This window comes from Leptospira haakeii (genome assembly GCF_002812045.1).
Classification (GTDB): domain Bacteria; phylum Spirochaetota; class Leptospiria; order Leptospirales; family Leptospiraceae; genus Leptospira_B; species Leptospira_B haakeii.
Genome location: NZ_NPEG01000011.1, coordinates 47,524 through 71,514, shown reverse-complemented (window position 1 = coordinate 71,514; position 23,991 = coordinate 47,524). Strand labels below are relative to the sequence as shown.

Sequence of the window (23,991 nt, the reverse complement as noted above, 5' to 3'; positions counted from 1 at the left end):
TCCTTATGAAGAAGATAATTACAGAGAAGGTATCCGTGCAGGCTGGCAGTCGGCAAAACTTTCTCTTTCTGAATTCGATAGACCTGAAGCGCTCACCTATCACGCGTCATGCGGAGATGGCCTTGCATTCTTGTTAAAAGAAGAAGTGAAAGAAGCAGGTTTAGAAATTCTCTCCGACAATAGAGGAGGAGTTTTTTTCAAAGGACCTTCTAAAAAAGTCAGGGACTTCTGCTTGAGTTCAGGAATTTCTTCCGGGATCAGCTTCGAATTGTCTTCTTGGTCAGACATACAAGGACCGGACGATTTATACGAAGTTGCGGCAATGTTCCCTTTTGAGAAATTACTTTCTCCTAAAACAAAGTTTAGAATAGATGCTGCAACAAAAGATAATCTGCAAGATTCACGTTATGCGACTTATCGCCTAAAAGACGCGATATTCGATAGATTCAGGGCACAGGGCCTTGAACTACCCGAAGCAGATCGGGAAGAGCCCGAGGTATTATTCTATCTTCGTTCCAGAATGAACCAGGTAAAATTGTTTGTGGCATTACATGCTCAACCTTTACAAAGGAGAGGGCATGGAAGAGAGGGTGGAGAAGCTCCACTCAGAGAAACTCTGGCCCAAGCATTACTCCGTTTTTCAGGTTGGAAGCCTGGAGAAGCATTGTACGATCCATTCTGCGGTTCCGGAACTCTATTGATAGAGGCAGCGCTTAGAATGAGAAATGGTGGTTGGGTAAATTATAAAAGTTTATCCAGATCTTCTATCTTCACTAGGCTTTTCGGACCTTGCAAAGCAAAAGAAGAATGGGACTCCAAGGAGATCCTACTTTTCGGTTCGGATATTTCAGAAGATGCAATCGAACTTGCAAAGAAGAATGCAAAAGAGGCCGGAGTCGCAGACCTGATCCGCTGGAAGGTTGCCTCCGCAGAAGAATTAGATTCCAGCCTTGAATTCAAAGAAGGGAAAATTGTGACCAATCCTCCTTATGGAGTTCGATTGGGAGATAAGGAATCCGTTTCCGAACTGTATTCCAGCTGGGGTGAGGCTTTGAAAAAGAATTTCTCCGGATCCTATATAGCTTTAGTAGCAGGAGATCCTTCTCTTTTAGGCTTCTTAAAACTGAAGTCTGACAAAGAACAATCTGTCACCATTGCTAAGTTAAAAGGAAAATTAGTTGCCTACCAAATCGACTAAACCAGATTCCAGGGAGAGATGAATCACCAGGAGATCCTACTCAAACTTTTAGAAGTCACAGAAAACTCCAAGGACAGTTTTCAGTTCCTGAAACTATTCCGGTCCTTGGAGCCCGAAAAATTCGCGGTCATCCATGCAAGCTCTGAGACTTTAACTGAATCCGCGGAAGCATTCTTATACAATTTAAAGTTATTACAAAAATTACAACTTTTCCCGGTAGTCGTTCTCGAGAAGGACGGAGTATCTTACGCAAATCTATTCTATCGCTCCCCTGCTTCTAAGATCAGTCTAGAATCCATCAAGGACTCATTGGAAGAAGGACAAGAACTTCCCGGTTCCAGAAACCTTCCAGCTAAATGGTTCAGAAACCCGAGCCAAGCATTGGAGTCGGTTCTTTCTTCTTTAAAAGAGAAAAAGATCCCAGTCTTCGTAACGGACCAAGGTGGATCTGAAATTTATCCTTATCTTTCTAACTTATGTAAGGAACTAAGAACTAAAAAGTTAATCCTTCTTACGACCAGAAGTGGACTTTATAATTCTGAAGATAAAAAGATCTCCATCCTAGATTTCGAATCGGCTGAAACTCTCCAGAAAGAAGACGAGTCGTTATTCAAAGAATGTAAGATGATATTTGAATATACGGGAGATCCAAATCTTCAGATCGCGATCACTTCTGCTCCCGGCTTATTAAAAGAGTTATTCACCATCAAAGGTAGCGGGACTCTATTAAGAAAAAAGAATAAAATAGAATTCTATTCAGATTTCCAAAAGATAGATCCCAAAAGATTGAACGGTTTGATAGAAGATTCTTTCGGAAGAGGACTAAAACAAGGTTTTTGGAATAAAGAATTTTCAGGGATCGTTCTGGAATCAGAATACAAAGGATGTGCTCTTCTGCAAAATACTCCTTGGGGCACCTTCCTATCTAAATTCGCAGTAAACGAGATCGCAAGAGGTGAAGGTGTAGGAAGAGATATCTGGGACGAGATGTTAAAAAAAGCACCTGTACTTTTCTGGAGAGCCAGAGCGGAAAATACGATCTCCAAATGGTATGCGAAAGAATGTAGCGGCCTTCAAAAAGAGGGTATCTGGATCTATTTTTGGATCGGATTACAAGAGAAAGAAATTCCTGCCGTCTGTGATTTTTTAAGAAACCTTCCGGAAGATCTGGAATCTAAACAACGGATCGATTCCTAATGGAACAGAATGTATTCTTGTATGATGGGGAATGTGGATTTTGTTCAAGCCTCGCTTCTAAACTTTTAAAACTATCCTTGGATAAAAATGTTAAATTTGTAAGTTTTAGAGATCTATCTCCCGGGGATCTAAAAGAAGTACATCCAAGTTTAGAACCTAAATTAGTTGCGGGTAATGTGCAGTTCGTCTCCGGGAATATGAGATATCCCGGTTTTTTTGCAGTCCGGAAACTTTCTCATTCTTTAAAAGGATGGCGATGGGTTTCTCCCCTTTTATATCTTCCCTTGGTTCCATTACTCGGAATGCTCTCTATGAGCTTATTAAAATCGATTCGATCTAAGGTTTAAAGAGGAATCGGAGATATTACCTTTTTTAGACCTTCATAAAATACTAAACGTGCATCCAATGCAAGTTTTGAACCTTCTCTTACCTTTTGCATTTTTTCAGGATCAGTCGCAACAGTTTCTATCAATCTAAACATTTTTTCGGAATGAGATTCGTCTGCCTCCAGATTCACCTGGAAAAATTTACCTTCCGGAAGGGGAATCCTGGATTTTAGATCGGAATAAGACTTATACATTCTGGAATATTCTAATTTTAGAAGATACTCGTTCGCAGGCCCGAGTGCGCCAAGAGCTGAATAAAAATCAGTGGTAGTAATTCTTTTCATTAAATCCAAATAAGCTACAGTTTCAGGAAGTATATCTTCCCCGGTCACAACCTCCCCCATTTCAGAAAGAAATTTTCGAAGGATAGAAACATGTGAATCTTCTTCTTTACCTTCTCCCAATTCTTCCCAAATATTTTGCACTAGAACTATTTTAGATGGCACAAAATTAGTAAGAGCCGCAGTATTTAAGAACCAGTTCACAAATTCCACAGACACAAAATATTCCTGCTTCAACCAAAGGAGAAGATCGGAATGTTCCATTCTCTCTTCTTTTTCTTCCAACCATAAATTTGCAGTCAATACAGGATGATATTTGACTTGGTCTATTAATTCTTCTCGAAACGTTTTCATCCTTCGATCCCGCTCGTTTGTTTTTCTTTTTTCAGTTTAGAATAGAGGAATCTTTCCGTTAAAAATTCCTCTCTTGCAATTTCCAATAATTCTTTCATCAGATCCGAATAAGTCCCGAAACTTTCCGAATAACAGATCGGAAAAGCGCTATAAAAGGAAGATAAGCCTGGGGTTAAATTCCATTCTATGAACATTGGCTTTCCCCCGGCATCCGCTTTCCAATCCAAACGGACTGCTCCGGAAGTTTTAAGCAATTTACATAATTCTAATGAACTCTTTTGGACAAAATCCGATCTCTCTTTATCCAAATCAAAATATAATTTTTCAGGCATACTCAATTTGGTCTTAGTAATTTCTCCGTAAATTTTTTCGGTAGAATTTTCTAATCCGATCCTTGCGACCTTGCTTGCCTTATATCCATAGGTCGGCGAACCTATAATAGCCAATGTCCATTCTTCTCCCGGTAAATAGGATTCGCAGATCCAGGAAGAGTATTCCTTAAACTTGGATTGGAGAAATTGATCTAAAGCCACTGAATCGCCAATCAGGTTTTCTTCCCCCACCCCTAAGCTTGAACCTTCGAATCTTGGTTTGAAAAAAACAGGAAATTCAAATTCCAAAGGAAGTCGCGTGCCTTTGAATATCGAGGAATCTGCGTTCTGCGGCGAATTTGTAGTATCTTCGACAGAATTTTTCTCCCATATCGTCCAAGGACTGGTAGGAACACCTGCAGACATACAAAACAATTTAGAAAGATGTTTATCCAAACTCAATGTTTGCGCATAAGCATCAGAACCCGTATGAGGAAATCCTGAATATTCCGCAACCCCGGGAAGCAGTGCTTCTCTATTTCTGGAACGAAAACCTTCGACTAAATGGAATAGAACAGGTCGATTTTGCGGCTCTAAGTCAGAATAATTAGAGAGTTTTTGTAGTAGCTTCGACGGAAATTCAATAATCTCCACTCTCTCTCCCAGTTCTTCCAAGTAACGTTTGATTTCTTGGACGGAATTCTGGTCTTCCCATTCCTGTGTATCCTTTGGATCCAAGCCTGGATTTTGGATATCTGCAACGATCAAAACAGATGGAGAATCTGAATTCATTTTCCAGATTCTCCTAAAGGACCAAGGCCTTTAAATGCGGAATAGGAATTCTGTAGTATTTGCGACCAAGTTTCCTCGCTGATCTCCGGATAAAATTCCTCATATTCACTGTCGATTGGCTCAGGACTCAGATGATAAGTTCCTCTCACCGCAGATCGGAACACATGATTTCTAGAAGGTTTATGAAATCCTAAATACCAGTTCGGACCAAGGCTTACTTTTCCCCCACCACCTGGAAGATCATTCACAAACTGAGGAATTCCCATACCGGCAACTTTTCCACGCATATATTCGATTATTTGAATCCCTTTTGCGAGAGGTGTTCGGAAGCCGCGAGAACCCGGGATCAGTTCGGGATCATACATATAATAAGCACGAATCCTAAGTTCCAAAAGTTTTCGATGGAGCCTAAGCATTATTTCTCCATCATCGTTGATACCTTTCAGGATCACACATTGGTTTCCGACGTTCACTCCGGCTTTCAGAAGTTTTAGGATTGCTTCTTTTGCTTCAGGTGTGCATTCTTTTTCATGATTGAATTGAGTATTACAAAAAATGGATAAACGATCCGTATTATGGGATTCTATGATTTTGCATAGATCAGAAGTAATCCTCATAGGAAGTGTGACCGGGTTTCGAGTTCCCAGCCTGCAAATTTTTATATGAGGTATTTTTTCTAAATTCTCCAAGATCCAATCTATTTTGGAATCGGAAAGATTAAGCGGATCCCCGCCTGAGATCACCACATCCGAAATTTCAGGATGATTTCGAATATAATCAAAACATAATTCCAAATCAGTAGTTTCCATTCTTTCGGAAGAATCAGATACCTTTCTTCCTCTCATACAATGTCTGCAATAGACGGAACATTCATGATTCGAAAAAAGTAATACTCGATCCGGATACATATGAGTGAGCCCTTTTACAGGGGAAAGATCCTCTTCATGTAATGGATCTAATGTTTCTTCCGGAGAGAAGAAGGACTCTTCTCTTCTTGGAACGATCATTTTTCGGATGGGACAATTCGGATCGTTTGGATCGGAAAGAGAAAGATAATAAGGAGTAGTTCCTACATTCAGTCGGATGGTTTCTTGGATCCCGATTTTTTCGGATTCGGTTAAATGAAAATATTTGGAAAGGTCTTCTGCCCTTATTCTCTTTTGGAGTTGGGCTTTATAATCTGTCCAGGCGAAAGAAGAATATAAACTCTTCCTAGAATCAGCAGGTGACTCTAGATCCGCTATTCCCCGGTTTTTCCCCAATCTCTCCATCCGGAACTCTTTTCCCATCCTTATGCCCAGGCAGGGAAAATCAAGCGAAGGAAAAAAGGAATGCCTCGAATTCCCCAGCCAAAACTATTGTCTTGCTAATGGATTGGAATCCCAAACGGGTCCGCGCACTTGCCTTCGATGTGGACGGAACCCTATTTTCTTCTGAAGGAATCATCTTAGAAACCTATGCGGAAGCAATCCGCAGATTTTCGGTAAACTCCCAGATCCCACTCGAGGTCCCAGACAGAGACAGGATCATGTTAGAAATCGGAAAACCGGTCAAAACCATCTTTTTAAACCTGGTTCCTCAACTTAAGGAGTCGGAAAGAGACCAGATCTCCGACTCAGTCCTGGAACTTTTAGTGTCTAAGATCCGACAAGGAGAAGGTGAATTCTACCCGAAGGTCAAAGAAACGGTCACTTCTCTCAAAAATAAGGGGTACCAGATCTTAGCGGCTTCCAATGGAAGAATGCCTTACGTAAAAACCATCCTGGAAGTTTCCGGAATCCTGCCCTTATTCGATCCAATCGTGGTTTTGGACAACGAAACGATCAAAACCAAGCCGGACATAGTCGCAAAATATATCCGAGATTATTCTTATTCCCCAGAGGAGATCCTCATGATCGGGGACAGAAGTTCCGACCATGAGGCAGCCCGCAAAAACGGTAGCCCTTTTGCATTCTGCGCCTATGGCCACGCTCCTGAGGGAGAAATCCCGGATTGGGAAGTGAGTCTGGCCCAACTAGAAGACCTGGATCGAATATTCTAATCCGTTTTCTGCGGAAAAAGTGAGAAGGCAGTTTCCGGATCAGCCGAAAATTGTATTGTGCCCGAATCGGATAAACTTAAATCGCTTCTTTATATCCTGACAGGGGCTCTATTCGTTCTAGTTTTATTAGATAAGTCTATGGGGAATAAGAGTATATCCTCCCCCGGACAAGAATCCCCTTCTTTCTTTTCAAAATTTAATACGATCGGAAAAACAAATCCATTATCTCCTTCTTCTTCAGAGAACAAGGGAAAACAGACCCATGAACAGGTAATGGACCAAGCAGAAGATGAAATTTTAACCGAGTTAATGCAGAATGCGGAAAACTCCTCTTCTGAAGATATTACCTCCGATTCAAACGATCCCGAAGAAATGTTTATCCCTATCGTGGAAATGCCTAAACCTGGACCGATCGGGCCTTCTCCCAAAATCCGTTTGGATCATTCTCCAGGAGAGATCAAACTTTACTTTTTGAAGTTTTATGGAAGAGGAAACAAAAGTCATTCCAGACTAGTTCAGTTAAAAAGAAAATTCGATCATGGGGATAAGATCCTATTTATACTGAAGGAACTCACAAAGGGACCTTCTTCCGATGAAAAAACCCAAGGTGTTTTGAACGCACTTCCTAATAGAATGGAATATTCCAAAGAATACTCCGTGGAGAATGGAGTTTTAAAGCTATATCTTGGCCCTGACTTCGAAGCAGGTGCAGGCCCTGAACTTTTGAAAGATAGAGTGGACCAGATCTGTTATAGTATTCTGGAAAACTCGGAACTAAGAGGGATCAGACTATTTATTAACGGAAAACAAGTCCGCTCTTTAGGCGGCGTGGGGCTTCCTATACCTGAAGTCCTGACCAAAAATCCAAGAAAGATCGCTACTCTTTAATTTTAAAATCTTTTAGATTTGATATATTTTTCTTGCATAAATAGCACGATCGGTCGTTCTTTTTATTTATGATCTCAGGCGGAAAACTTAGCCAAGAAACGAGGAATCGTATTTTAGAGAAAGGACTTCAAGTCGTAAGTAGATCCGGTTTGGAAGGTTTAAGCCTCGGTCCTTTGGCGGAACTTTCCGGTTTGTCCAAGAGCGGTTTGTTTGCTCATTTCGGCTCTAAAGAAGAAATTCAAATTTCTATTCTGGATCATACAGCGGAGTTCTCTAAATCAAAAGTTTTGGAGCCTACATTAAAGTCCAAGGAAGGACTTCCTAGACTTCGTTCTTTGGTAAAACACTGGCTGGGTTGGTCTAAAAAAGCAGGACTTCCTGGAGGATGCCCTATTGCTGCAGGATTATTCGAATTAGATGATTCAAAAGGTCCAGTCCGGGAAAAACTATTGTCTATGGAATCGGAATGGAGAGCCCTTTTAAAGAAGTTCACAAAAGACTGCGTGGATCTGGGAGAATTAAGATCTGATCTGGATTTGGACCAATTTGTATGGGAGCTTTGTGGAATTTACTTGGTCCATCATACATCGTTTCGTTTTTTAAAAGACCCGAAAGCGGATCGCCGCGCAGAGAAAGCCTTCCAAGCTCTATTAGATAGATCTTATCCGATCCAAAAACAAAAAGGGAAAAAATCTAATCTATGATATATCCATATTTATTGATCATTCACTCTCATGTGCGCTGGGTAGTATTAGTTGTAATTTTAATTTCCATAAGTCTTTCCCTTTTGGGATTTTTAAGAAGAAGGTCTTTTGGAAAAATAGATGATCTATTTCGAATACTCGTGATATCCCTTTCTCACCTACAATTGGTAATCGGTTTTACCTTATATTTTTATAGCCCGATCGTCAGATCATTTTTCGCAAATAAAGCAGAATCGATTCTTGTTCCGGAAGCCCGCTTTTTTGGCTCTACTCATATCTCCCTCATGATCGCTTCCGTTATTTTACTCACTTTGGGATCCGCAATTGCCAAAAGAAAAACGGAAAACCAGGAAAAATTCAAAAGTTTATTATTCTGGTTTATAACCTCACTCTTACTCATATTCATAGCAATACCTTGGCCCTTTTCACCATTCGTAGAAAGGCCGTATTTTAGAGGATTTTAATGGGAAAGTTTTTTAGCACCGATTTAGGAAGACTCAGGCTTCTAGGGTTTTTGGAAGGAAGTTCCTTACTTTTATTAGTTCTAGTCGGAGTTCCTCTTAAATACGGCCTTGGAATCCCTGACTTAGTCAAATTAGTTGGCCCGATCCACGGAGGACTCTTCCTATTATTCATTCTCCAAACGTTTCATTTTTCGATCGAACACTCCTGGAGTTTTAGAGAAAGGACTTGGATTGTACTTTTGGCATCAAGCATTCCATTCGGAACATTTTATGTAGATAAGACCATATTGAAAAACCTATCCGAAAAGGGATAAGAAACTGGAATTCCTTTCTTCTGACAAAGTCGACACAATCTTTTGGCTGGAATTTTTTTGACTTAGTTTGATTCTTTCTTGCCCCAAGGCACGTTATGCGCGAACCGTGGTCTTATTATGGAGGTTTTTTCCAAAAAACCTTCCATGCGGAAATGAAAACATATGTTCAAGTGGTTCCCAGGCATAGACCGAAGAATTCGCTTACTATCAAAGCGGATCTTCTTTAATCGATACCCCCAAGGATTTTTAGAGACCAATTGGAGCGAAATCCGGCAATCCTTGGTAGCCCACTATTCTCTTTGTATTGTAATCAGTTTAATCACCTATTTCCTGCCGAATTCGCGGGACTTCGAAGATGAATCTCTGATCCTTCTACAATCCAGCAGAATCACTTTAATCATTCTTTCACTCATATTCTTATGGAGACATGCACGTAAAAAGGATTGGGTCCCTAAAAAACTGGAGTTCTACAAAGTATGGACTTCTTCTACACTTCTGATCTCATTCTTTCCTTTCCTATATTCCGATAAGGTTCACTATGATGTCTATCTTCACCAGGCATCCGCGATCTTGCTTAGTATGAACCTTCTTCTTTGGTTAACCACTACCACTGCAGTCGCCACTAACCTTGCATTCTGTCTGATGTTCTTAGGTGTATGCTACTTGGGAGATTCTCCTGTAGAGGCAATGCAAGAATTCCCCATCCTTCTAACCTATTTGTTTGTAGGAACTTTCGGGAATGTGATCATGAATTATTGGAGAACCATGGATTACCGTGATAAAAGGAAATTATCCGGCGCGGTTCTGAGACTAAAGGCAAAAAATCTGCATATCAGAATGATCTCCAATTTGGATGATCTGACTGATCTTTATAATCGCAGATACTTGATAGAACAATTCGATATCTTCAAGAAGAGAGCAAAACGCCATAGTTTCCAAATGGCACTTGTGATCTTGGACCTAGATCATTTAAAAGAGATCAATGATAAGTATGGACATATGGCAGGGGATGATGCTCTCCAAACTCTTTCTGCAGTTATGAAATCTAGAGTAAGATCCACCGACATTTGTGCACGTATCGGCGGAGATGAATTCTGTGTTCTTTTAGATTCAGTAGATCCTAAAAGTTTAAAAACTTTATGTGAATCTTTGCGTAAAGGTGTAGAGTCTCATCCACTTTCCATCAGAGATTCGGATAACAAACCTGTGAATATCACAGTATCCATAGGCGCAGCTATTCTTTCTTATGACGAAGATTTTACTTTCGACGATTTATACCAATCCATAGACTCAGGATTGTATAAATCAAAATCCTCCGGTCGAAACAGAGTGACTATAGTAGAAGCTACTAAACTAAATACTATGGTTGATCTTTCTGCTTCTTGGCCTGAGGAAGTTCGTATATATAAGTAAGTTCGCAGTATTCCCCGTCGCCAAAATATTTCTGTTCCTTTTGTTCCAGGAAGAATTGTCTATGTTTTTGGTCTGATTCTAACTCATCCAATCTTTGGGTAACTTGCAATTTCGCGGCCTCGCAGGAAGTCTTTTTCATTTTAAAAAAATCCTGTTCTTCTACGGAAGGAACGGAGGCCTTTCCGATTGCTATGAATTGGTATTTATGAGGACCTAAGGTTTTTACACTGACTCCGGTATCCATATGGATCCGTTCTCTATGAGAATCCAAACAATTCGATACACAGAATAAAAATCCGCAGATCGCGGATAACTGCAGTATTTTAGAGCTCAAAGATTTTTTCATTCTTCCCCCGTTCGAATCTATCTATATGGGAAGGTTAACGGACTTAAGTCACTCGGATTTTTGAAAAAAATTTACAATTTAAAAAGAAAAGATCAGACTGCTGAAAGTTCCCTTCCCTCATATCTTTCGTAATTATAGAGAAGGTCTCTTCTTTTAGGTGTAAATCCACCTTCTTTCAGGAACTTGATGGCTTCTTTTTCGGTTTTTAAACCGAAGGAACGTAGCACATTCTCCTCAATCACCACGGAAGAGATATCATCCGCGCCACTTGTAAGTGCCAACTGTCCTACACCTTTTCCGAGAACCATCACAGAAGTTTCAATATGTTTAATATTGTCTAAGAAGATCCTGCAAATCCCAAGAACTTTCAGATATTCTTGGGTAGAAACTGCTCTTACTTTAAATCTTTTAGTTTGAGGTTGGAATGTCCAAGGAATAAAAGAAAGAAATCCTCCAGTCCTATCTTGCAGATTACGCACGACAGTGAGATGTTCTATCACTTCTTCTTTAGTTTCTTCTGAACCAAAAACGATATTTGCACTTCCAAGAAGTCCTGCTTCATGGCAAGTTTCCATTGCACGAACCCATTCTTCAGTGGTTGCTTTTTTAGGAGAGATGATGTTTCTCATTCTATCCGTTAAAATTTCAGCGCCTGCTCCGGGAACAGAATCCAAACCAACTGATTTCAAGATTTGCAAAACTTCGAATAAAGATTTGCCTGTGATTTTTTCTAAATTGATAATTTCTACAGGAGAGAATGCACGTATATGCATGTCAGGATATTTAGATTTTACGGTAGAGATCACATCCAAATAATAATCGAAAGGTAGATCGGGATAAACACCACCTTGCAAAAACATTTGGTCCGCTCCTTCCGAAACGGCATAATCCATTTTTTCTAATATTTCTTCTTTAGAAAGTACGTAACCTTTTCCATTTCCTATCTCATCCATGAAGGAACAAAAATTACATTCAACATTGCAATAGTTGGTGTAGTTCACCACTCGGAACATTGTATAGCTGGCACTAGTATGCGGAAGAACCCTTTCTCTCAAGGTTCTAGCGGTTGCCATAATCTTAAGATGGTCTCCAAACTCGTATAACTCCAGCGCCTCTTGGGGAGAAATACGTTCTCCATCTAAGGATTTTTCTAATATAGAATCTGTGGAATGATTTGGGAATATTCGGCTCATCTGGATGGAAAGTTTTCTTCCTTTAACTTCTTCAAAGTTTTCTATTTCTTCAAAAATGCACGTCCTTTTTAAATCACATTCTCATTTATTGCGATTGAGTCGCAGTTAAATATGTACACGATTTAAGGGAAGAAGGGACCGGGCCTTTTCTATGCATGTAGGAATTCCTACAAAGAGACTAAGTATCTTTTTTCCTGGACAGGGCGCCTCCTAATCAGTAGCCTGCTATGAAAGACCATCCAAATACAAAGGGTAACCTGAAAAACTATGGCTATTTCTCAAATCGCCTTCCACGTGATCTTCACGGCTCTATTTATAGTAGCAAATGTTGTATTCGTTCGTGCCGTTCTCTACAGATTAAATCTTGTATTTAATGCTAGAAAGGCAAACGGAACCGAAAACTTCCTGGAACATAAAAACTGGGGATTCCGGATCAAAAGTTTCGTATTAAACGTAATCTTACAAAAAAAGAACTTCCAAGAACCATTACGCGGTATCATGCACGCATTCGTATTTTACGGATTCGTCACTTACTTACTGCATACTACCAGTCAGTTCATCTCCGGTGTATTTGGATATGCGTTGGATGATCCTTACAAATTCACCTTGGTTGGAAGTCTATTCGGCGAAACTGCCAACCATTATTATGAAGCTGCTCTTCAAGTAGTTTCTATTTTGGTATTAATAGGACTTGGATTCTTTGCATGGAGACGTTGGATCCAAAAAGCAAAAGGATTAGATGTTCATTCTCCTGCTTCTGCAATCGTAATAGGAATGATCTCACTACTCATGCTCTCTACCCTATTGGGAGAAGGTGCAAGAGCAGTTGGAGCAGAATACGCAAACCCATTCCATGATGCAGCTCCTATCGCTTCCGCTATCGGGGCTTTTTGGGAAGCAATCGGTATAGAATATTCTTCCGCTGACTTGGTCTTCCAGATCATGTGGTGGACTCATATTCTTTCTGTGTTCGCGTTCATGTTGTATGTTCCGACATCCAAACACGCTCACTTGATTTTCGCGCCATTTAACTATTTCTTACAATCAGATACTCCTAAGGGTGCTCTTTCTAAATTAAATTTAGAAGATGAGACTGCTGTTTGGGGAGTTACAAGAACTGAAGATTTCCCTTGGCCAAATCTTTTAGACGGACTTTCTTGTATCGAGTGTGGTCGTTGCCAAGTGCAATGTCCTGCAAACCGTACTGGTAAAGTCCTGAATCCTAAAGCGATCATCGTGGAATTAAAACACGCGCTTATGGATAAAATGCCGGAAGTTGTAAAGATCAGAGAAACAAATCCGGAAGGAGCTGCAGACGCAGTTGCTGCATTAGACACTTCTGTAATCGGAAAATACGAAGGTCTTTCCGAAGAAGCTCTTTGGGGATGTACTACTTGTTACGCTTGCGTAGAAGCTTGTCCAGTTGGAAACAACCAAGTGAACGCGATTATGGAAATGAGAAGACACTTAGTACTAGTTGATTCTAACTTCCCTGCTGAATTACAAGGTGCATTCGTAAACATGGAAAACAACTCCAACCCATGGGGAGTTGCTGCACACTCCAGAGCGGATTGGGCAGAAGGTCTTGGCGTTAAAACCATGGCAGAAGATTCCAATGTGGATGTTCTGTATTGGGTTGGTTGCGCTGGAGCTTTTGATGATCGTAACAAAAGGATCGCTCAATCCTTCGTTAAGATTATGCAAAAAGCAGATGTTAAGTTCGGTATCTTAGGAACTGAAGAAGGATGTTCCGGAGACTCCGCACGTAGAGGTGGTAACGAATATCTCTACCAAACATTAGCACAATCTAATGTGGACACAATGAACGGATACAATGTGAAAAAAGTTGTAACCGCTTGTCCTCACTGCTATAACACAATTAAAAATGAATATCCTCAGTTCGGTGGAAACTTCGAAGTAATCCACCACTCCGAGTTTATCAACGAACTTGCGAAAGACGGAAAGATCGAAGTAGGCGTTGCAGAAGATGCGAATGCTGGAAAGTATACCTACCACGACTCCTGCTATATCGGAAGATATAACGACAACTACGAGAACCCAAGAGACCTGGTCAAAAAGGTTTCCGGTGGAAAACTCGCAGAACCTGTCGACCACCACACAAAAGGACTCTGCTGCGGTGCAGGTGGAGCTCAGATGTGGATGGAAGAGCATGGAGAAAGGGTCAACTTCAAGAGATCCAATCAGCTTCTGGATACCGGAGCGACTACGATCGCAACTGCTTGTCCTTTCTGTATCACTATGATCACAGACGGGGTAAAACAAGAAGGAAAGATCGAAGAAGTAAAAGTAAAAGATATCGCGGAATTAGTCGCGGAAAACTTGAAATAAGAAAAAGTTTAATATCTTTGAATGGAAGCCTCGACGTAATGTCGGGGCTTTTTTATGCCCATATAAAAAAATAGCGGAATGTTTCCATCCCGCCCTGAATCATCTGGTGCAAATACATTATATACGACGCAGAGAATTTACGCCACACCACAGGAAATTATTTATTTTCTTCAGAAAGAAATTTCAGGGCGTAAAACTAGACTAAAAGGATTAGAAATCCTTATTGATTGCCCGCGTTTTCCTGCAATTTTTTCACAAACCTTTCGTAGAGTCGATTTTCAGTATCTAAGAAGGTTTGCTGTCCGTTGGTAAAAGGGGCATGACCCTTCAAAGTGGATTCCCAGAGTATCTCCCCAGTCTCAATATCCACCCCTTTGAGGATAATTTCAGCCACGAAATGTTTACGAAGCCTGCGCCTTGCAACGGAATAATTAGTGATCTTTCCGAATACAGCAGAGTTTGCGTTCACTATTTTCCCTAAATTCAAACCTTCGGATTCGGTTATACCTGCCTTACTTAAGGTAATTTCGTTGATCAATTTATCCAGCTTGCCTCTTTCTAAAACAGTAAAGCCAGCTTGGAATAATGCCTTCTCGGCCTTCTCCCTATTTCTCTGAGAAACAATCTTCTGGGAATTTTCCTGGGAGTCGGTTAATTCCAGACCTTCTGCAAATTCAAAAGGGAACACAATGTATTTAGAAGTTTTAAATTTAGAAGGACTTTTGCCCAAACTCAATTGCGCATCATAAGAAGGAAGGCTTCTACAATTGGAATAGAAGGAAATGAATATCATCGAAAGGAAAATTGAAACTCGTCGCATAAAACCGCCTAAAAGTTTATTTTTAGACAAGGAATAGAAGATAATCTTAAAATTTCTTCCAAATAAATTAACCTACAATTCTTTCTATGTAGGAATTCCTACAAAGTTTAGGATACAATTCGACTTGCGGAAAACTTAGTTCTGTGATAAGCGAATTCCTGGGTTCCCACGGGCCACTCCCCCCTCCCAAAGTTAGGGTGGGGGCGAGCTTTGCAACTTGCGTATTTTGCGGAATCCAGATTCACCGAAGGTGATTAGAAAGGGATCTTAACTTTTAGTATTCTTGATTCAGTTCAGATACGTCTTGTGTAGGATAATCCAATAGCCTGATCTCAGGATTTTTCTTTTGAAAATAACCCTTCTCCCATTCTGAATCGAATAGAAGTGCAGCTCTTCCTAAGCTATCAGTTACAAGATTGGAACCTTGCGGAACCTTGGGGATATCTTCTTCAAGCAGCCAGGAAGAAACTTGGTAAGGAAGAATATTGATATTCGTAGGTGCAGAATACTCGTCTTGGAGCCTTCTTCTGAAAACCTCGAACTGCAACTGGCCCATTGCACCTATCACAGGCAATCCACCGCCCACAGTTTGAGAAGTGAATAAGTGAAGAATACCTTCTTCAGCCAATTGTTCTATACCCTTTCTAAAACTTTTGAGAGCACCTGTTTCTACACAGGAAAGAGTAGCAAAAATTTCAGGAGCGAATACCGGAAGAGGTTTTAGATCAGGAACTTTACCACTCGCTAATATATCTCCGATAGAATAAGTGCCCGGGTTCACAAGACCTATAATATCTCCAGGATAAGCCTCGTCTACGGTGTTTCTGTCTTGGCCAAAGAATGCAAAAGAAGAAGAAAGTTTTACAGCTTTCCCCAATCTTCCGTGATTCACGTTAAGTCCTCTTTCGAACTTACCTGAACATACTCGCAAGAAAGCGATCCTATCTCTATGAGCCTTGTTCATATTGGCTTGCACCTTGAACACAAATCCACTGAAAGGAGTGGTAATCGGATCTAAACGATCTCCATTCTTTAATGGAAAATACAAAGGAGGCGGAGCGATCTTTAAAAAATGATCTAAGAATAATTGGATCCCGAAGTTATTCACAGCGGACCCGAAAAACACGGGAGTGATTTTAGAATCTAAAAATTCATCTAATGAGAATGCAGCGATCCCTTCTTCCACAAGTTCTACTTCTTCCCTAAATTGTTTTAGGACCCAATCCTCGAACATAGAGTCTAGATTTGTATCTTCTATACCTGAACTTTGAAATGCAGATTTTTGGGAGCCACCCGGAGTTTTGTCGTATGTATAAATCTTCTTATCCACACGATTATACACTCCACTAAAATCCACCCCTGTTCCGATAGGCCATACCATTGGAATTGCAGTGATGCCCAAAACTTTTTCGATCTCGTCCAAGAGCTCGAACATTTTTTTAGTCGGGCGGTCCATCTTGTTTACGAATGTAACGATAGGGATTCCGCGGTCCCGACATACTTTAAATAATTTGATTGTTTGGGGCTCGACTCCCCTACCTGCATCTAACACCATCACTGCGGTGTCCGCTGCAATCAATGTGCGATATGTATCTTCGGAGAAGTCTTCGTGACCTGGAGTATCTAATAAATTTAATACATGATTTTTATATTCGAATTGTAGAGCCGCGGAAGTGATCGAAATCCCCTTCTCTTTTTCCATCTCCATCCAGTCGGAGGTGGCAGCCTTACGGTTTTTACGCGCTTTTACAGCACCCGCAAGTTGGATGGCGCCTCCATACAGTAGAAGCTTTTCGGTCAGGGTAGTCTTACCCGCATCCGGATGGGCTATGATTGCGAAGGTTCTCCTACGTTTGGTTTCCTCTTCTACTATATTCTGGCCTGCAACGGTTTCCGACACGGTTCGCCTCTCTATTAGGAAACGTTTTTGAAACGATGGCCCTTGTCAGCATGAAAACAGGGTCTAATTCTTCACGGATTCGTATTCCTTCGGTAAAACAAGCGTAACCAAAAGGTCTTATTCTTTCGGCCGAATTCATTTCTTGTAAAGAAACTGGATCACGCTTTTTTCCCCGGAAAACACTTAGGGAGGGAGATTTTTATCCCTCCCCTTTTTCCCACCTATCTCCCTTTAGTTTTGAGATTGTCGAATCTAGCTGCGCTGATTTTCTAGACTGTAATAGTTTACCGGTCTATGGAAGCACCTAAAATCAAACATCTTATCTCCTGGCAAGATTGGTCGGACGCAGAAGTCCTAGACCTTCTACAATTTGCTGTCCATGTGAAAAATCATAGGGCTAATTATCTGGGACATATGACCGGTAGGACTCTTGCTATGCTCTTCCAAAAGACTAGCACTCGCACCAGAGTTTCTTTTGAAGTGGCAATGACAGAGATGGGGGGACATGCAATCTACTTGGATTGGATGACTTCTAACTTTCTTCTTTCGGATATTGATTTGGAAGCGGAATATCTTTCCAGAAACGTTTCCGTTATCATGGCTCGGATGAGAAAACATGAGGAACTTTTACAGTTAAAGTCAGGTTCTCAGGTCCCGGTCATAAACGGATGTTGTAATAAATTCCATCCTTGCCAGTCTCTAGCGGATATTCTCACTATCGTGATGGACAATCCAAAACCTCTTAAAGAATTAAAGCTCACCTATATCGGTGTCCATAATAACGTAGTAAACTCTTTGATCGGGATCACTTCCGCTTTAGGAATAGAACTAACACTTCTTACCCCGATTGCAGAAACTGAAAACATAGATCAGGATACTGTGGAAAGGGCAAAGAAGAAAGGCACAGTCCAATGGGAGACTGACCTTATCCGCTCCGTGAAGAATGCGGATTATATTTATACTGATACCTGGGTAGACATGGAGTTCTTCAATGATCCTGCTTTCGCGGATAAAAAGAAGGAACGTATGAACCTAATGATGCCTTTCCAGATCAACGAGGCATTGCTTAAAGAGACCAAAGCAAAGGTTATGCACGATATGCCTATCCACTCAGGATACGAAATTACTAGAGAAGTAGTCAGAAGTCCAAGATCCATTATCTTCCAACAAGCGGAGAACCGCTTGGATGCGCAGAAAGCGGTCATCCTACAACTCTTAGAAGCTTAGATCTTACCGCCAAAAATCCGTTGCCGGGAAGGCCTTTCCTGAAAACCCTGTTCTAAGACAGCCGAGCTAGGCTAAAATCGCAAAAACTTAAAAGGTACTTGTATGTCCAAATTACCACATCCTAAGGATGCATTATTCGAAGGAGAAAAACCTTTCCCTATCATCCCGGCCTGCGAACATTTTGCCGGATCCGAAAAACTGATCACTAAAGCTCTAGAGTTACAAAACAAACTCGGCGGTCTTTTCGACATTACCATGGACTGCGAAGACGGTGCTCAAACCGGAAAAGAAAAAGAGCACGCGGAAATGATCGTCCGTATCCAAAACTCCGAACTCAATAAACATAATATGAGCGGTGTTAGGATCCATGATTATACGAATGCTTTCTGGAAACAAGACGTTGATATTATTGTTCCAGGTGCAGGAAACAAGATCGCATACATCACTATCCCTAAACCTACTAAAGCTTCCCAAGTGGAAGAAATGATCACTTATATCCAAGGTGCTGCTAAAAAAGCAGGAATCACTAGAGAGATCCCAATCCACGTTCTGATCGAAACTCACGGAGCACTTGCTGATGTAGACAAGATCGCTGCTCTTCCTTGGATGCAAGTAGTTGATTTCGGTCTAATGGACTTCATCTCAGGACACCACGGAGCAATCCCTGCTTCTTGTATGAAAAGCCCAGGACAATTCGATCACGAATTATTAAGAAGAGCAAAAGCTTCCTGCGTTGCTGCTGCTTTAGCTCACGGAGTAATCCCAGCTCATAACGTTACTTTGGACCTTAAAAACCAATACCAAACTTATAAAGATGCTAAGAGAGCTCATGACGAGTTCGGATTCCTTCGTATGTGGTCCATCTATCCAACTCAGATCCAAGCGATCTTAGATGCGATGGCTCCAGACTATAGCGAAGTCCAAACTTCTGCTGCTATTCTTGTAAAAGCACAAGATGCAGAATGGGGACCAATCCAACACGACGGAGATCTTCACGACAGAGCAACTTACCGTTACTTCTGGGAAGTTCTTCAAAAAGCAAAACTTACTGGTATTGCAATTCCGGAAGAAGCAGCGAAAAGATTCTTCTAATCCTTTCACTCAGCTTCAAAACGAAAAAGCCGCAGATCCCTGCGGCTTTTTTTATTAGTTTCTCACGAAGAACACAGAGTTCACAAAGAATTGTTAGAGTTCCTACTTCGGTTCGGCAACTTCTTCATGATGACTTATCCAATTGGATCTTTAGATCTATTACTACTTATTAAACTTCTCGTTTAGTTTACCGATCAGTTCCAACAAACTTCTTTCCAGATATTCCCAACCCTTTTTGTTCATCGGTTCCAAAGGCATTTTTTTTTGTAATTGTTTAAAACGATCGAATGACTCTCTTGCGAATTCTAAAAATCGTCTGGGAGTGATCCCCAATCTGTCGAATTGACTTTCGTTACGGTTGAATAGGTCTGCAACCTTGTCCCCGTATTCTCCCTCCAGAAAATAATATCTAAGATCAGAGAGGGATTCGTCGATAGCCTTAAAAATTTTAGAGCCTGGCCCATCTTCTTTTCTTGGATCGGATTCGGAGCCGACTTTATCGGACCCTAGTACCCGGGCTGCTTTTGCTTTTTCGTCAAGGGCGATCTTTTGTAATTTCTCCCTCATAAGAACGTCGGGGAGAACTGTTTTCTTTTTATCCGCCAATTTTGCTGAGGTCCTCAAAGCCGATTGTCCAAATTTTTGGACGTAACCTATTCTATGGACGTATTGGATTTATGTCCAGAAATTTCCGCCCTATACTTGTTATAACAAGATAGACGAAAAAGTTCTCATAAATTCTTTCAAAGTCCAGGATGATCTTTCTTTAATTTTCTCAATTCGCAGTTTTGGAGCCATTCACAACGAAGACAAAACATATCATCAGGATTGTAGTCCCCGGGAGGACATAGATTCGTATTCTCTGCTTGTATTGGAGAAAGAATATTTTCTTTCTCCTTTGCGTCAGAAATTCCATACAGTTGACTTAAGAGTTCTCTGTTTTTTCTGACCTGTGTCTCAAAAGGATCTTCTAAATTTTTAGGACGAACAATTACCCTTTCTTGATTTTCCTTAGGCCTTTCCCATCTTTTTACAAAGATCGGGGTTCTAGTTTTTCCACCGAATTTTTGTAAGCTAAGAAGACTGAATAGACCGAAGACTGCTCCACCCAAATGACCGGAGTTACTCATCATCCCAAAAAAACTTTGGGACATGACTCCACTAGAATGGAATTGAAGAAGATAGTAAGCATCCACCGAAAATCCAAAACCGATCAAAACCCAAGGAGCGAATTTCGCTCTTACAGGAGGGAACACGAATCTTGCTTCGGGAAACATCAGACTGAATGCTGCAAGCACTCCGAAAACTCCACCACTTGCTCCTACGGTGGTAGAATGATAACTATCCCAAATTGAATTTTCCGGAACAAACCCTGTCTTCCAACCTATATAAGAAAAAGACAAAACGAAAAGTCCCCCACCTAATTGGGAAAGAAGATACACACTTAAAAATTTCCAGCCGCCAATGTATCTACAAAGCCAGAAACCTACCGTGAATAGTCCGAACATATTCATCCCAATATGGATGAGAGAAGAGAAAAAATCTCCGCCTACCACATGCAGGAATCCGTAAGTGAACACCTGCCAATACATTTTCTTTTCGATGACGAAGCTTGGGTTTAATCCAAAAAAATATGTGAGAATCCCTTTGCTGCCTTCCATCATGAGAAGTGCCCAAACGAAAATATTGAAGAATAAGACCAGATTCAGTGGGTGAATCAGCGAGAATCCGAAAAGCTTCGGACCTGAGGTCGGATTTCTCTTTGCCATTATGTAAGGATTAAAGGTACTGGTATCCTAGTCAAGTAGGCAAAGCCGGGGCGGGATCTGCCCCGGTTCGTCCTCATCCGCCGGGGAGTCGGTGGATGATTTCAATCACAGTTTTATCATCGAAAAAACGAAAGGCCTGCTTTAGCCTCGGAGAGTAAAAAAATGAAAAAAGAGAACTTAAGGCCGATTTTTTGGGAGAAAGAAGGACTTAAACTTTTAGACCAAAGACAAATCCCAGGCAAAAAAGAATGGTTCACTGCTCAAAACTCCGAGGACGCAATTTTCGCCATCAAAGAAATGGTGGTTAGAGGAGCCCCCGCAATCGCCATCACCGGATTATTCGGGGCAGTTTTAGAATTAAAAAAATTTTCCCAAAAACCGGATTATCAGGAATTCCAAACCATACTTTCTAAAATCCTAGCATCCAGACCTACTGCGGTGAATCTTCGCAGGGCTTTCGAAGAACTTTCCTCTATTTTTCCAAAAGAAGAATATGATAAGGTATCTCTGTCGGAACTCCAACAGAAGTCAGAAGAATTCGCGATCCATGTTTTCGAAGAAGATATCAGAAACAATTTAGCTTTAGCGAAAAATGGTGTGGGACTTTTTCCTCCTTCTCCTTCTAAACTAAAAATTATTACCCATTGTAATACAGGCGCACTCGCGACCGCAGGACATGGGACAGCACTCGGTGTGATCCGTTCTCTAAAAGAAGCAGGACATGACCTTACCGTATATGCAGACGAGACTCGACCTTACTTACAAGGAGCAAGACTAACCGCTTGGGAACTCATGGAAGAAGGGATCGAAAATTATCTGATCACAGACAGCATGGCCGGTTGGCTCATGTCCTCTCAAAAAATAGACGCAGTCATTGTAGGTGTGGATAGAGTAGCAGCTAATGGTGATTCTGCGAATAAGATCGGAACTTATCCTCTGGCAGTTTTAGCAAAACATCATGGTATCCCATTTTATATTGCAGCCACCGAGAAAAGTTTTGATTTTAAAATTGCGGATGGCTCCCAGATCCCTATAGAAATGAGAACACAAGACGAGGTCACTCGTTTGAATTTTTTGAAAAATGAAAAGGGAGAAGCAATCCTTTCAGAAGGTGTGATCGCTCCGGTTGGTGTAAAAGCACTCAACCCTTCTTTTGATGTGACTCCTGCGAATCTGATCAAAGCGTTTATCACGGAGAAAGGGATTGTTCCTCCGGATAAGATAAGAGAGTTTTTTGGCTGATTATTTTTGAGGTTTGATAGCAACCATGGCAGCTTTGTCTTGCCCTGGTTGGAAACGCATCATAAAGGCAGATTGGAATTTTTCAACCTTCTCTACCTGTCTTCTATATTTTATGATACTTCCCTTATAAGCACCTTTGCGAACCACAAGCTGAACTTCTCCCGGATTAAATCTGGAAGACTTTAATACTTCCAGTTTTTGTTTCACCAGTTCTATAAACTTGTTCTGCTTGTTAAATTCTTCAAAGACCTTACGATAACCTTCTTTTTTATCTTCAGGGATCTGGCCTCTGGATCTTTGGACCATCTGTTTAATCTGTTGCACCTTAGGTAGAATCTTCTCTATTTCCTTCTCCGCAACTTGAAGGCGTTTGGTAAGATCTTGAAAACTTTTCTCATTCCTAAAATGAAATCCTAACTCTACAGTTACATCTAGCTCTGCCTGAGAACCTAAAGTCGCACAAGTCAAACCCATATAGGTAGATACTGTAGATGATACCAAGTTTCCGCTGGATCCATTCAAGATCACATTACCAAGAGAATGGATTTTGGAGTTTAGAATAAAGCCTTCTACAATGACGTCTCCATCTACTTCTATCTCTGCATTCTCAATGAACTTAGCGTAAAGATGTCCGCCGATTTTGATTACATTCTTTCCATCACCTTTGATCCCGCCACTGACCTCTAAGTCGCGAGCGATGACTAGATCGGAAGTCTCCACATTTCCTTTTACCATCAAGTTCCCTTGGGTCTTGATAGAAGTAGCGGCTTCCACATCTCCTTTTACGAGCACGTTTCCGTCGTAATTGATATTCCCTGTTCCAAGCCCGACATTTGAATCGATCTGTAATTCTTGGGAAACAGTGATGGAAGATTCTGTGGAGAAGATAGCACCGTTGCAGGTAGCAAAATATTCAATCATAGGTTTGTTCTCTTGGACAAAACCTTTCTCTTGGACATTCTTACCGATAGTAAGTTTAGGTCTTCTGATAGGAGGAGGTGCGATCGGTTTTCCGAAAACGTCCATTCCTGGTTTACCAGGAATACCTTCGAATAATGTTGCAAGCTTCTCCCCTGCTTTCACATAAATATATCTTTCAATATTCCTATAATCGGCGTGACCATCTTCGCCGATCTTGACCCTTTGGGCTTGCGGATGATAGAATTTTACCCAGCCATCCTCTCCTTTTACGGGAGGGAAACCTTGGGCCGCTACAAAAGAAATGGGAGAAAAATCCATCCGAGAGGTGGACGATTGTAGCTGTTTTAACGCACCATAGATATTGTCCCCGATAATACGGTCTTGGGAAATATCCTTATTATGAAGATATTCTATAACAATGCTAGTGGAAAGAGCCCTTCCCTTGATCATCCCGGGACGAATCGTTAGATCGGCGCCCAGATTATCCGAACTGATCTTAAGAGAGAATACACTCTCCCAACTTGTCTCTTGATCTGATACACCCGAAGTTTGCTCTGTACTCACAACCATACTACCTAGCTAACAATTCAATAAGAAGTTTCCTCCGCCTTTTTTTATCACGGAAGAAATCCTTTCTCAAACCCTCTTGAAAGATCCGAAAAAGATCATATTTGAACCCGCAAGGTTATTCCTTTTCGCGTTTTTAACAATAGAGACCACTATAACCTTTCGCTCCGAATATACAAGGGTCCGGGGCTTAAAAAAGACGCAAGGGTCCTATCTCTAAGG

The 23,991-nt window shown here is 41.0% G+C and carries 23 protein-coding genes; 13 read left to right on the top strand and 10 right to left on the bottom strand.

The features are described 5' to 3' along the window. The first annotated feature begins 31 nt into the window (after nucleotides 1–31). The 3 genes from CH377_RS19975 to CH377_RS15120 are packed head-to-tail and all read left to right on the top strand — an operon-like array spanning nucleotide 32 to nucleotide 2,742. Nucleotides 32–1,198, top strand: coding sequence for a THUMP domain-containing class I SAM-dependent RNA methyltransferase (locus tag CH377_RS19975; protein WP_100724646.1), 1,167 nt, complete (start codon nucleotides 32–34; stop codon nucleotides 1,196–1,198). A gap of 18 nt (nucleotides 1,199–1,216) precedes the next feature. Continuing rightward, a complete protein-coding gene (locus CH377_RS15125; RefSeq protein ID WP_100724596.1) occupies nucleotides 1,217–2,395 on the top strand; it encodes an acetylglutamate kinase in 1,179 nt (392 codons plus the stop codon). After that, nucleotides 2,395–2,742, top strand: coding sequence for a DCC1-like thiol-disulfide oxidoreductase family protein (locus CH377_RS15120; RefSeq protein ID WP_100724595.1), 348 nt, complete (start codon nucleotides 2,395–2,397; stop codon nucleotides 2,740–2,742). The genes CH377_RS15125 and CH377_RS15120 overlap by 1 nt, the downstream gene beginning before the upstream one ends. On the opposite strand, the gene CH377_RS15115 is transcribed toward CH377_RS15120, so the two are convergent. From CH377_RS15115 to CH377_RS15105, 3 genes are read right to left on the bottom strand one after another with little or no spacing between them, the layout of a single operon-like run. Then, entirely contained in the window at nucleotides 2,739–3,416 is a 678-nt protein-coding gene (locus tag CH377_RS15115) for an iron-containing redox enzyme family protein (protein WP_100724594.1), read from the bottom strand. The genes CH377_RS15120 and CH377_RS15115 overlap by 4 nt on opposite strands. Further along, nucleotides 3,413–4,519 carry a D-alanine--D-alanine ligase family protein gene (locus tag CH377_RS15110; RefSeq protein ID WP_100724593.1) on the bottom strand — a complete coding sequence of 369 codons (1,107 nt, stop codon included), beginning with the start codon at nucleotides 4,517–4,519 and terminating at the stop codon, nucleotides 3,413–3,415. The genes CH377_RS15115 and CH377_RS15110 overlap by 4 nt, the downstream gene beginning before the upstream one ends. Further along, nucleotides 4,516–5,790, bottom strand: a complete 1,275-nt coding sequence (locus CH377_RS15105; protein WP_100724592.1) for a KamA family radical SAM protein — start codon at nucleotides 5,788–5,790, stop codon at nucleotides 4,516–4,518. The genes CH377_RS15110 and CH377_RS15105 overlap by 4 nt, the downstream gene beginning before the upstream one ends. Nucleotides 5,791–5,888: 98 nt before the next feature. Between CH377_RS15105 and CH377_RS15100 the strand changes: the two genes are divergently transcribed. From CH377_RS15100 to CH377_RS15075, 6 genes are all read left to right on the top strand, one after another. Beyond that, the gene (locus tag CH377_RS15100) at nucleotides 5,889–6,560 is read left to right on the top strand and encodes an HAD family hydrolase (protein ID WP_100724645.1); all 672 of its coding nucleotides are present in this window, start codon (nucleotides 5,889–5,891) and stop codon (nucleotides 6,558–6,560) included. Nucleotides 6,561–6,617: 57 nt separating this feature from the next. After that, on the top strand, nucleotides 6,618–7,448 hold the full coding sequence (locus CH377_RS15095) for a GerMN domain-containing protein (protein WP_100724591.1): 831 nt from the start codon (nucleotides 6,618–6,620) through the stop codon (nucleotides 7,446–7,448). Nucleotides 7,449–7,516: 68 nt separating this feature from the next. Beyond that, entirely contained in the window at nucleotides 7,517–8,152 is a 636-nt protein-coding gene (locus tag CH377_RS15090) for a TetR/AcrR family transcriptional regulator (protein ID WP_100724590.1), read from the top strand. Further along, nucleotides 8,149–8,616: a hypothetical protein gene (locus CH377_RS15085; RefSeq protein WP_207797638.1), complete on the top strand. Its 468-nt coding sequence runs from the start codon at nucleotides 8,149–8,151 to the stop codon at nucleotides 8,614–8,616. The genes CH377_RS15090 and CH377_RS15085 overlap by 4 nt, the downstream gene beginning before the upstream one ends. After that, complete coding sequence (locus tag CH377_RS15080; RefSeq protein WP_100724589.1) at nucleotides 8,616–8,930, top strand: DUF3817 domain-containing protein; 315 nt, start codon at nucleotides 8,616–8,618, stop codon at nucleotides 8,928–8,930. The genes CH377_RS15085 and CH377_RS15080 overlap by 1 nt, the downstream gene beginning before the upstream one ends. 279 nt (nucleotides 8,931–9,209) lie before the next feature. Next, entirely contained in the window at nucleotides 9,210–10,343 is a 1,134-nt protein-coding gene (locus CH377_RS15075) for a GGDEF domain-containing protein (RefSeq protein WP_243402077.1), read from the top strand. Here the strand turns inward: CH377_RS15075 and CH377_RS15070 are convergent. Beyond that, nucleotides 10,291–10,689, bottom strand: coding sequence for an LIC11299 family lipoprotein (locus CH377_RS15070; RefSeq protein WP_100724587.1), 399 nt, complete (start codon nucleotides 10,687–10,689; stop codon nucleotides 10,291–10,293). The two genes, CH377_RS15075 and CH377_RS15070, sit on opposite strands and share 53 nt — an antisense overlap. 92 nt (nucleotides 10,690–10,781) lie before the next feature. After that, nucleotides 10,782–11,882 carry a cyclic dehypoxanthinyl futalosine synthase gene (gene mqnC / locus CH377_RS15065; protein WP_100724586.1) on the bottom strand — a complete coding sequence of 367 codons (1,101 nt, stop codon included), beginning with the start codon at nucleotides 11,880–11,882 and terminating at the stop codon, nucleotides 10,782–10,784. 267 nt (nucleotides 11,883–12,149) lie between these two features. Here mqnC and CH377_RS15060 point away from each other — a divergent pair, with 267 nt between their 5' ends. Beyond that, the gene (locus tag CH377_RS15060; protein WP_100724585.1) at nucleotides 12,150–14,231 is read left to right on the top strand and encodes a heterodisulfide reductase-related iron-sulfur binding cluster; all 2,082 of its coding nucleotides are present in this window, start codon (nucleotides 12,150–12,152) and stop codon (nucleotides 14,229–14,231) included. A 220-nt stretch (nucleotides 14,232–14,451) separates the two neighbouring features. Here CH377_RS15060 and CH377_RS15055 read toward each other — a convergent pair whose 3' ends face one another. After that, nucleotides 14,452–15,051, bottom strand: coding sequence for a CsgG/HfaB family protein (locus CH377_RS15055; protein WP_100724643.1), 600 nt, complete (start codon nucleotides 15,049–15,051; stop codon nucleotides 14,452–14,454). 274 nt (nucleotides 15,052–15,325) lie between these two features. Then, nucleotides 15,326–16,951, bottom strand: coding sequence for a peptide chain release factor 3 (locus CH377_RS15050; protein ID WP_100724584.1), 1,626 nt, complete (start codon nucleotides 16,949–16,951; stop codon nucleotides 15,326–15,328). A 294-nt stretch (nucleotides 16,952–17,245) separates the two neighbouring features. Between CH377_RS15050 and CH377_RS15045 the strand changes: the two genes are divergently transcribed. Together CH377_RS15045 and CH377_RS15040 are read left to right on the top strand one after the other, a co-directional pair. Next, entirely contained in the window at nucleotides 17,246–18,178 is a 933-nt protein-coding gene (locus tag CH377_RS15045; RefSeq protein WP_100724583.1) for an ornithine carbamoyltransferase, read from the top strand. 102 nt (nucleotides 18,179–18,280) lie between these two features. Beyond that, nucleotides 18,281–19,270 (top strand): HpcH/HpaI aldolase/citrate lyase family protein, encoded by a 990-nt coding sequence (locus CH377_RS15040; protein ID WP_100724582.1) that lies wholly within the window; start codon nucleotides 18,281–18,283, stop codon nucleotides 19,268–19,270. A gap of 162 nt (nucleotides 19,271–19,432) precedes the next feature. Here CH377_RS15040 and CH377_RS15035 read toward each other — a convergent pair whose 3' ends face one another. Both CH377_RS15035 and CH377_RS15030 read right to left on the bottom strand, forming a co-directional pair. Then, a complete protein-coding gene (locus tag CH377_RS15035) occupies nucleotides 19,433–19,876 on the bottom strand; it encodes an LIC11177 family protein (RefSeq protein WP_100724642.1) in 444 nt (147 codons plus the stop codon). 137 nt (nucleotides 19,877–20,013) lie between these two features. Continuing rightward, nucleotides 20,014–21,039: a rhomboid family intramembrane serine protease gene (locus CH377_RS15030; protein ID WP_100724581.1), complete on the bottom strand. Its 1,026-nt coding sequence runs from the start codon at nucleotides 21,037–21,039 to the stop codon at nucleotides 20,014–20,016. 162 nt (nucleotides 21,040–21,201) lie between these two features. Between CH377_RS15030 and mtnA the strand changes: the two genes are divergently transcribed. Next, nucleotides 21,202–22,281, top strand: a complete 1,080-nt coding sequence (gene mtnA / locus CH377_RS15025; protein WP_100724580.1) for an S-methyl-5-thioribose-1-phosphate isomerase — start codon at nucleotides 21,202–21,204, stop codon at nucleotides 22,279–22,281. Here mtnA and CH377_RS15020 read toward each other — a convergent pair whose 3' ends face one another. Then, nucleotides 22,282–23,772: a DUF342 domain-containing protein gene (locus CH377_RS15020; protein ID WP_100724579.1), complete on the bottom strand. Its 1,491-nt coding sequence runs from the start codon at nucleotides 23,770–23,772 to the stop codon at nucleotides 22,282–22,284. Nucleotides 23,773–23,991: the final 219 nt, after the last annotated feature.

What these genes read in the sequence shown, in the direction of transcription:
- CH377_RS15125 (WP_100724596.1), top strand. Translation starts at nt 1,217, where the DNA reads ATGAATCACCAGGAGATCCTACTCAAACTTTTAGAAGTCACAGAAAAC.
- CH377_RS15120 (WP_100724595.1), top strand. Translation starts at nt 2,395, where the DNA reads ATGGAACAGAATGTATTCTTGTATGATGGGGAATGTGGATTTTGTTCA.
- CH377_RS15115 (WP_100724594.1), bottom strand. Translation starts at nt 3,416, where the DNA reads ATGAAAACGTTTCGAGAAGAATTAATAGACCAAGTCAAATATCATCCT.
- CH377_RS15110 (WP_100724593.1), bottom strand. Translation starts at nt 4,519, where the DNA reads ATGAATTCAGATTCTCCATCTGTTTTGATCGTTGCAGATATCCAAAAT.
- CH377_RS15105 (WP_100724592.1), bottom strand. Translation starts at nt 5,790, where the DNA reads ATGGAGAGATTGGGGAAAAACCGGGGAATAGCGGATCTAGAGTCACCT.
- CH377_RS15100 (WP_100724645.1), top strand. Translation starts at nt 5,889, where the DNA reads ATGGATTGGAATCCCAAACGGGTCCGCGCACTTGCCTTCGATGTGGAC.
- CH377_RS15090 (WP_100724590.1), top strand. Translation starts at nt 7,517, where the DNA reads ATGATCTCAGGCGGAAAACTTAGCCAAGAAACGAGGAATCGTATTTTA.
- CH377_RS15085 (WP_207797638.1), top strand. Translation starts at nt 8,149, where the DNA reads ATGATATATCCATATTTATTGATCATTCACTCTCATGTGCGCTGGGTA.
- CH377_RS15080 (WP_100724589.1), top strand. Translation starts at nt 8,616, where the DNA reads ATGGGAAAGTTTTTTAGCACCGATTTAGGAAGACTCAGGCTTCTAGGG.
- CH377_RS15070 (WP_100724587.1), bottom strand. Translation starts at nt 10,689, where the DNA reads ATGAAAAAATCTTTGAGCTCTAAAATACTGCAGTTATCCGCGATCTGC.
- mqnC (WP_100724586.1), bottom strand. Translation starts at nt 11,882, where the DNA reads ATGAGCCGAATATTCCCAAATCATTCCACAGATTCTATATTAGAAAAA.
- CH377_RS15060 (WP_100724585.1), top strand. Translation starts at nt 12,150, where the DNA reads ATGGCTATTTCTCAAATCGCCTTCCACGTGATCTTCACGGCTCTATTT.
- CH377_RS15055 (WP_100724643.1), bottom strand. Translation starts at nt 15,051, where the DNA reads ATGCGACGAGTTTCAATTTTCCTTTCGATGATATTCATTTCCTTCTAT.
- CH377_RS15045 (WP_100724583.1), top strand. Translation starts at nt 17,246, where the DNA reads ATGGAAGCACCTAAAATCAAACATCTTATCTCCTGGCAAGATTGGTCG.
- CH377_RS15040 (WP_100724582.1), top strand. Translation starts at nt 18,281, where the DNA reads ATGTCCAAATTACCACATCCTAAGGATGCATTATTCGAAGGAGAAAAA.
- CH377_RS15030 (WP_100724581.1), bottom strand. Translation starts at nt 21,039, where the DNA reads ATGGCAAAGAGAAATCCGACCTCAGGTCCGAAGCTTTTCGGATTCTCG.
- mtnA (WP_100724580.1), top strand. Translation starts at nt 21,202, where the DNA reads ATGAAAAAAGAGAACTTAAGGCCGATTTTTTGGGAGAAAGAAGGACTT.
- CH377_RS15020 (WP_100724579.1), bottom strand. Translation starts at nt 23,772, where the DNA reads ATGGTTGTGAGTACAGAGCAAACTTCGGGTGTATCAGATCAAGAGACA.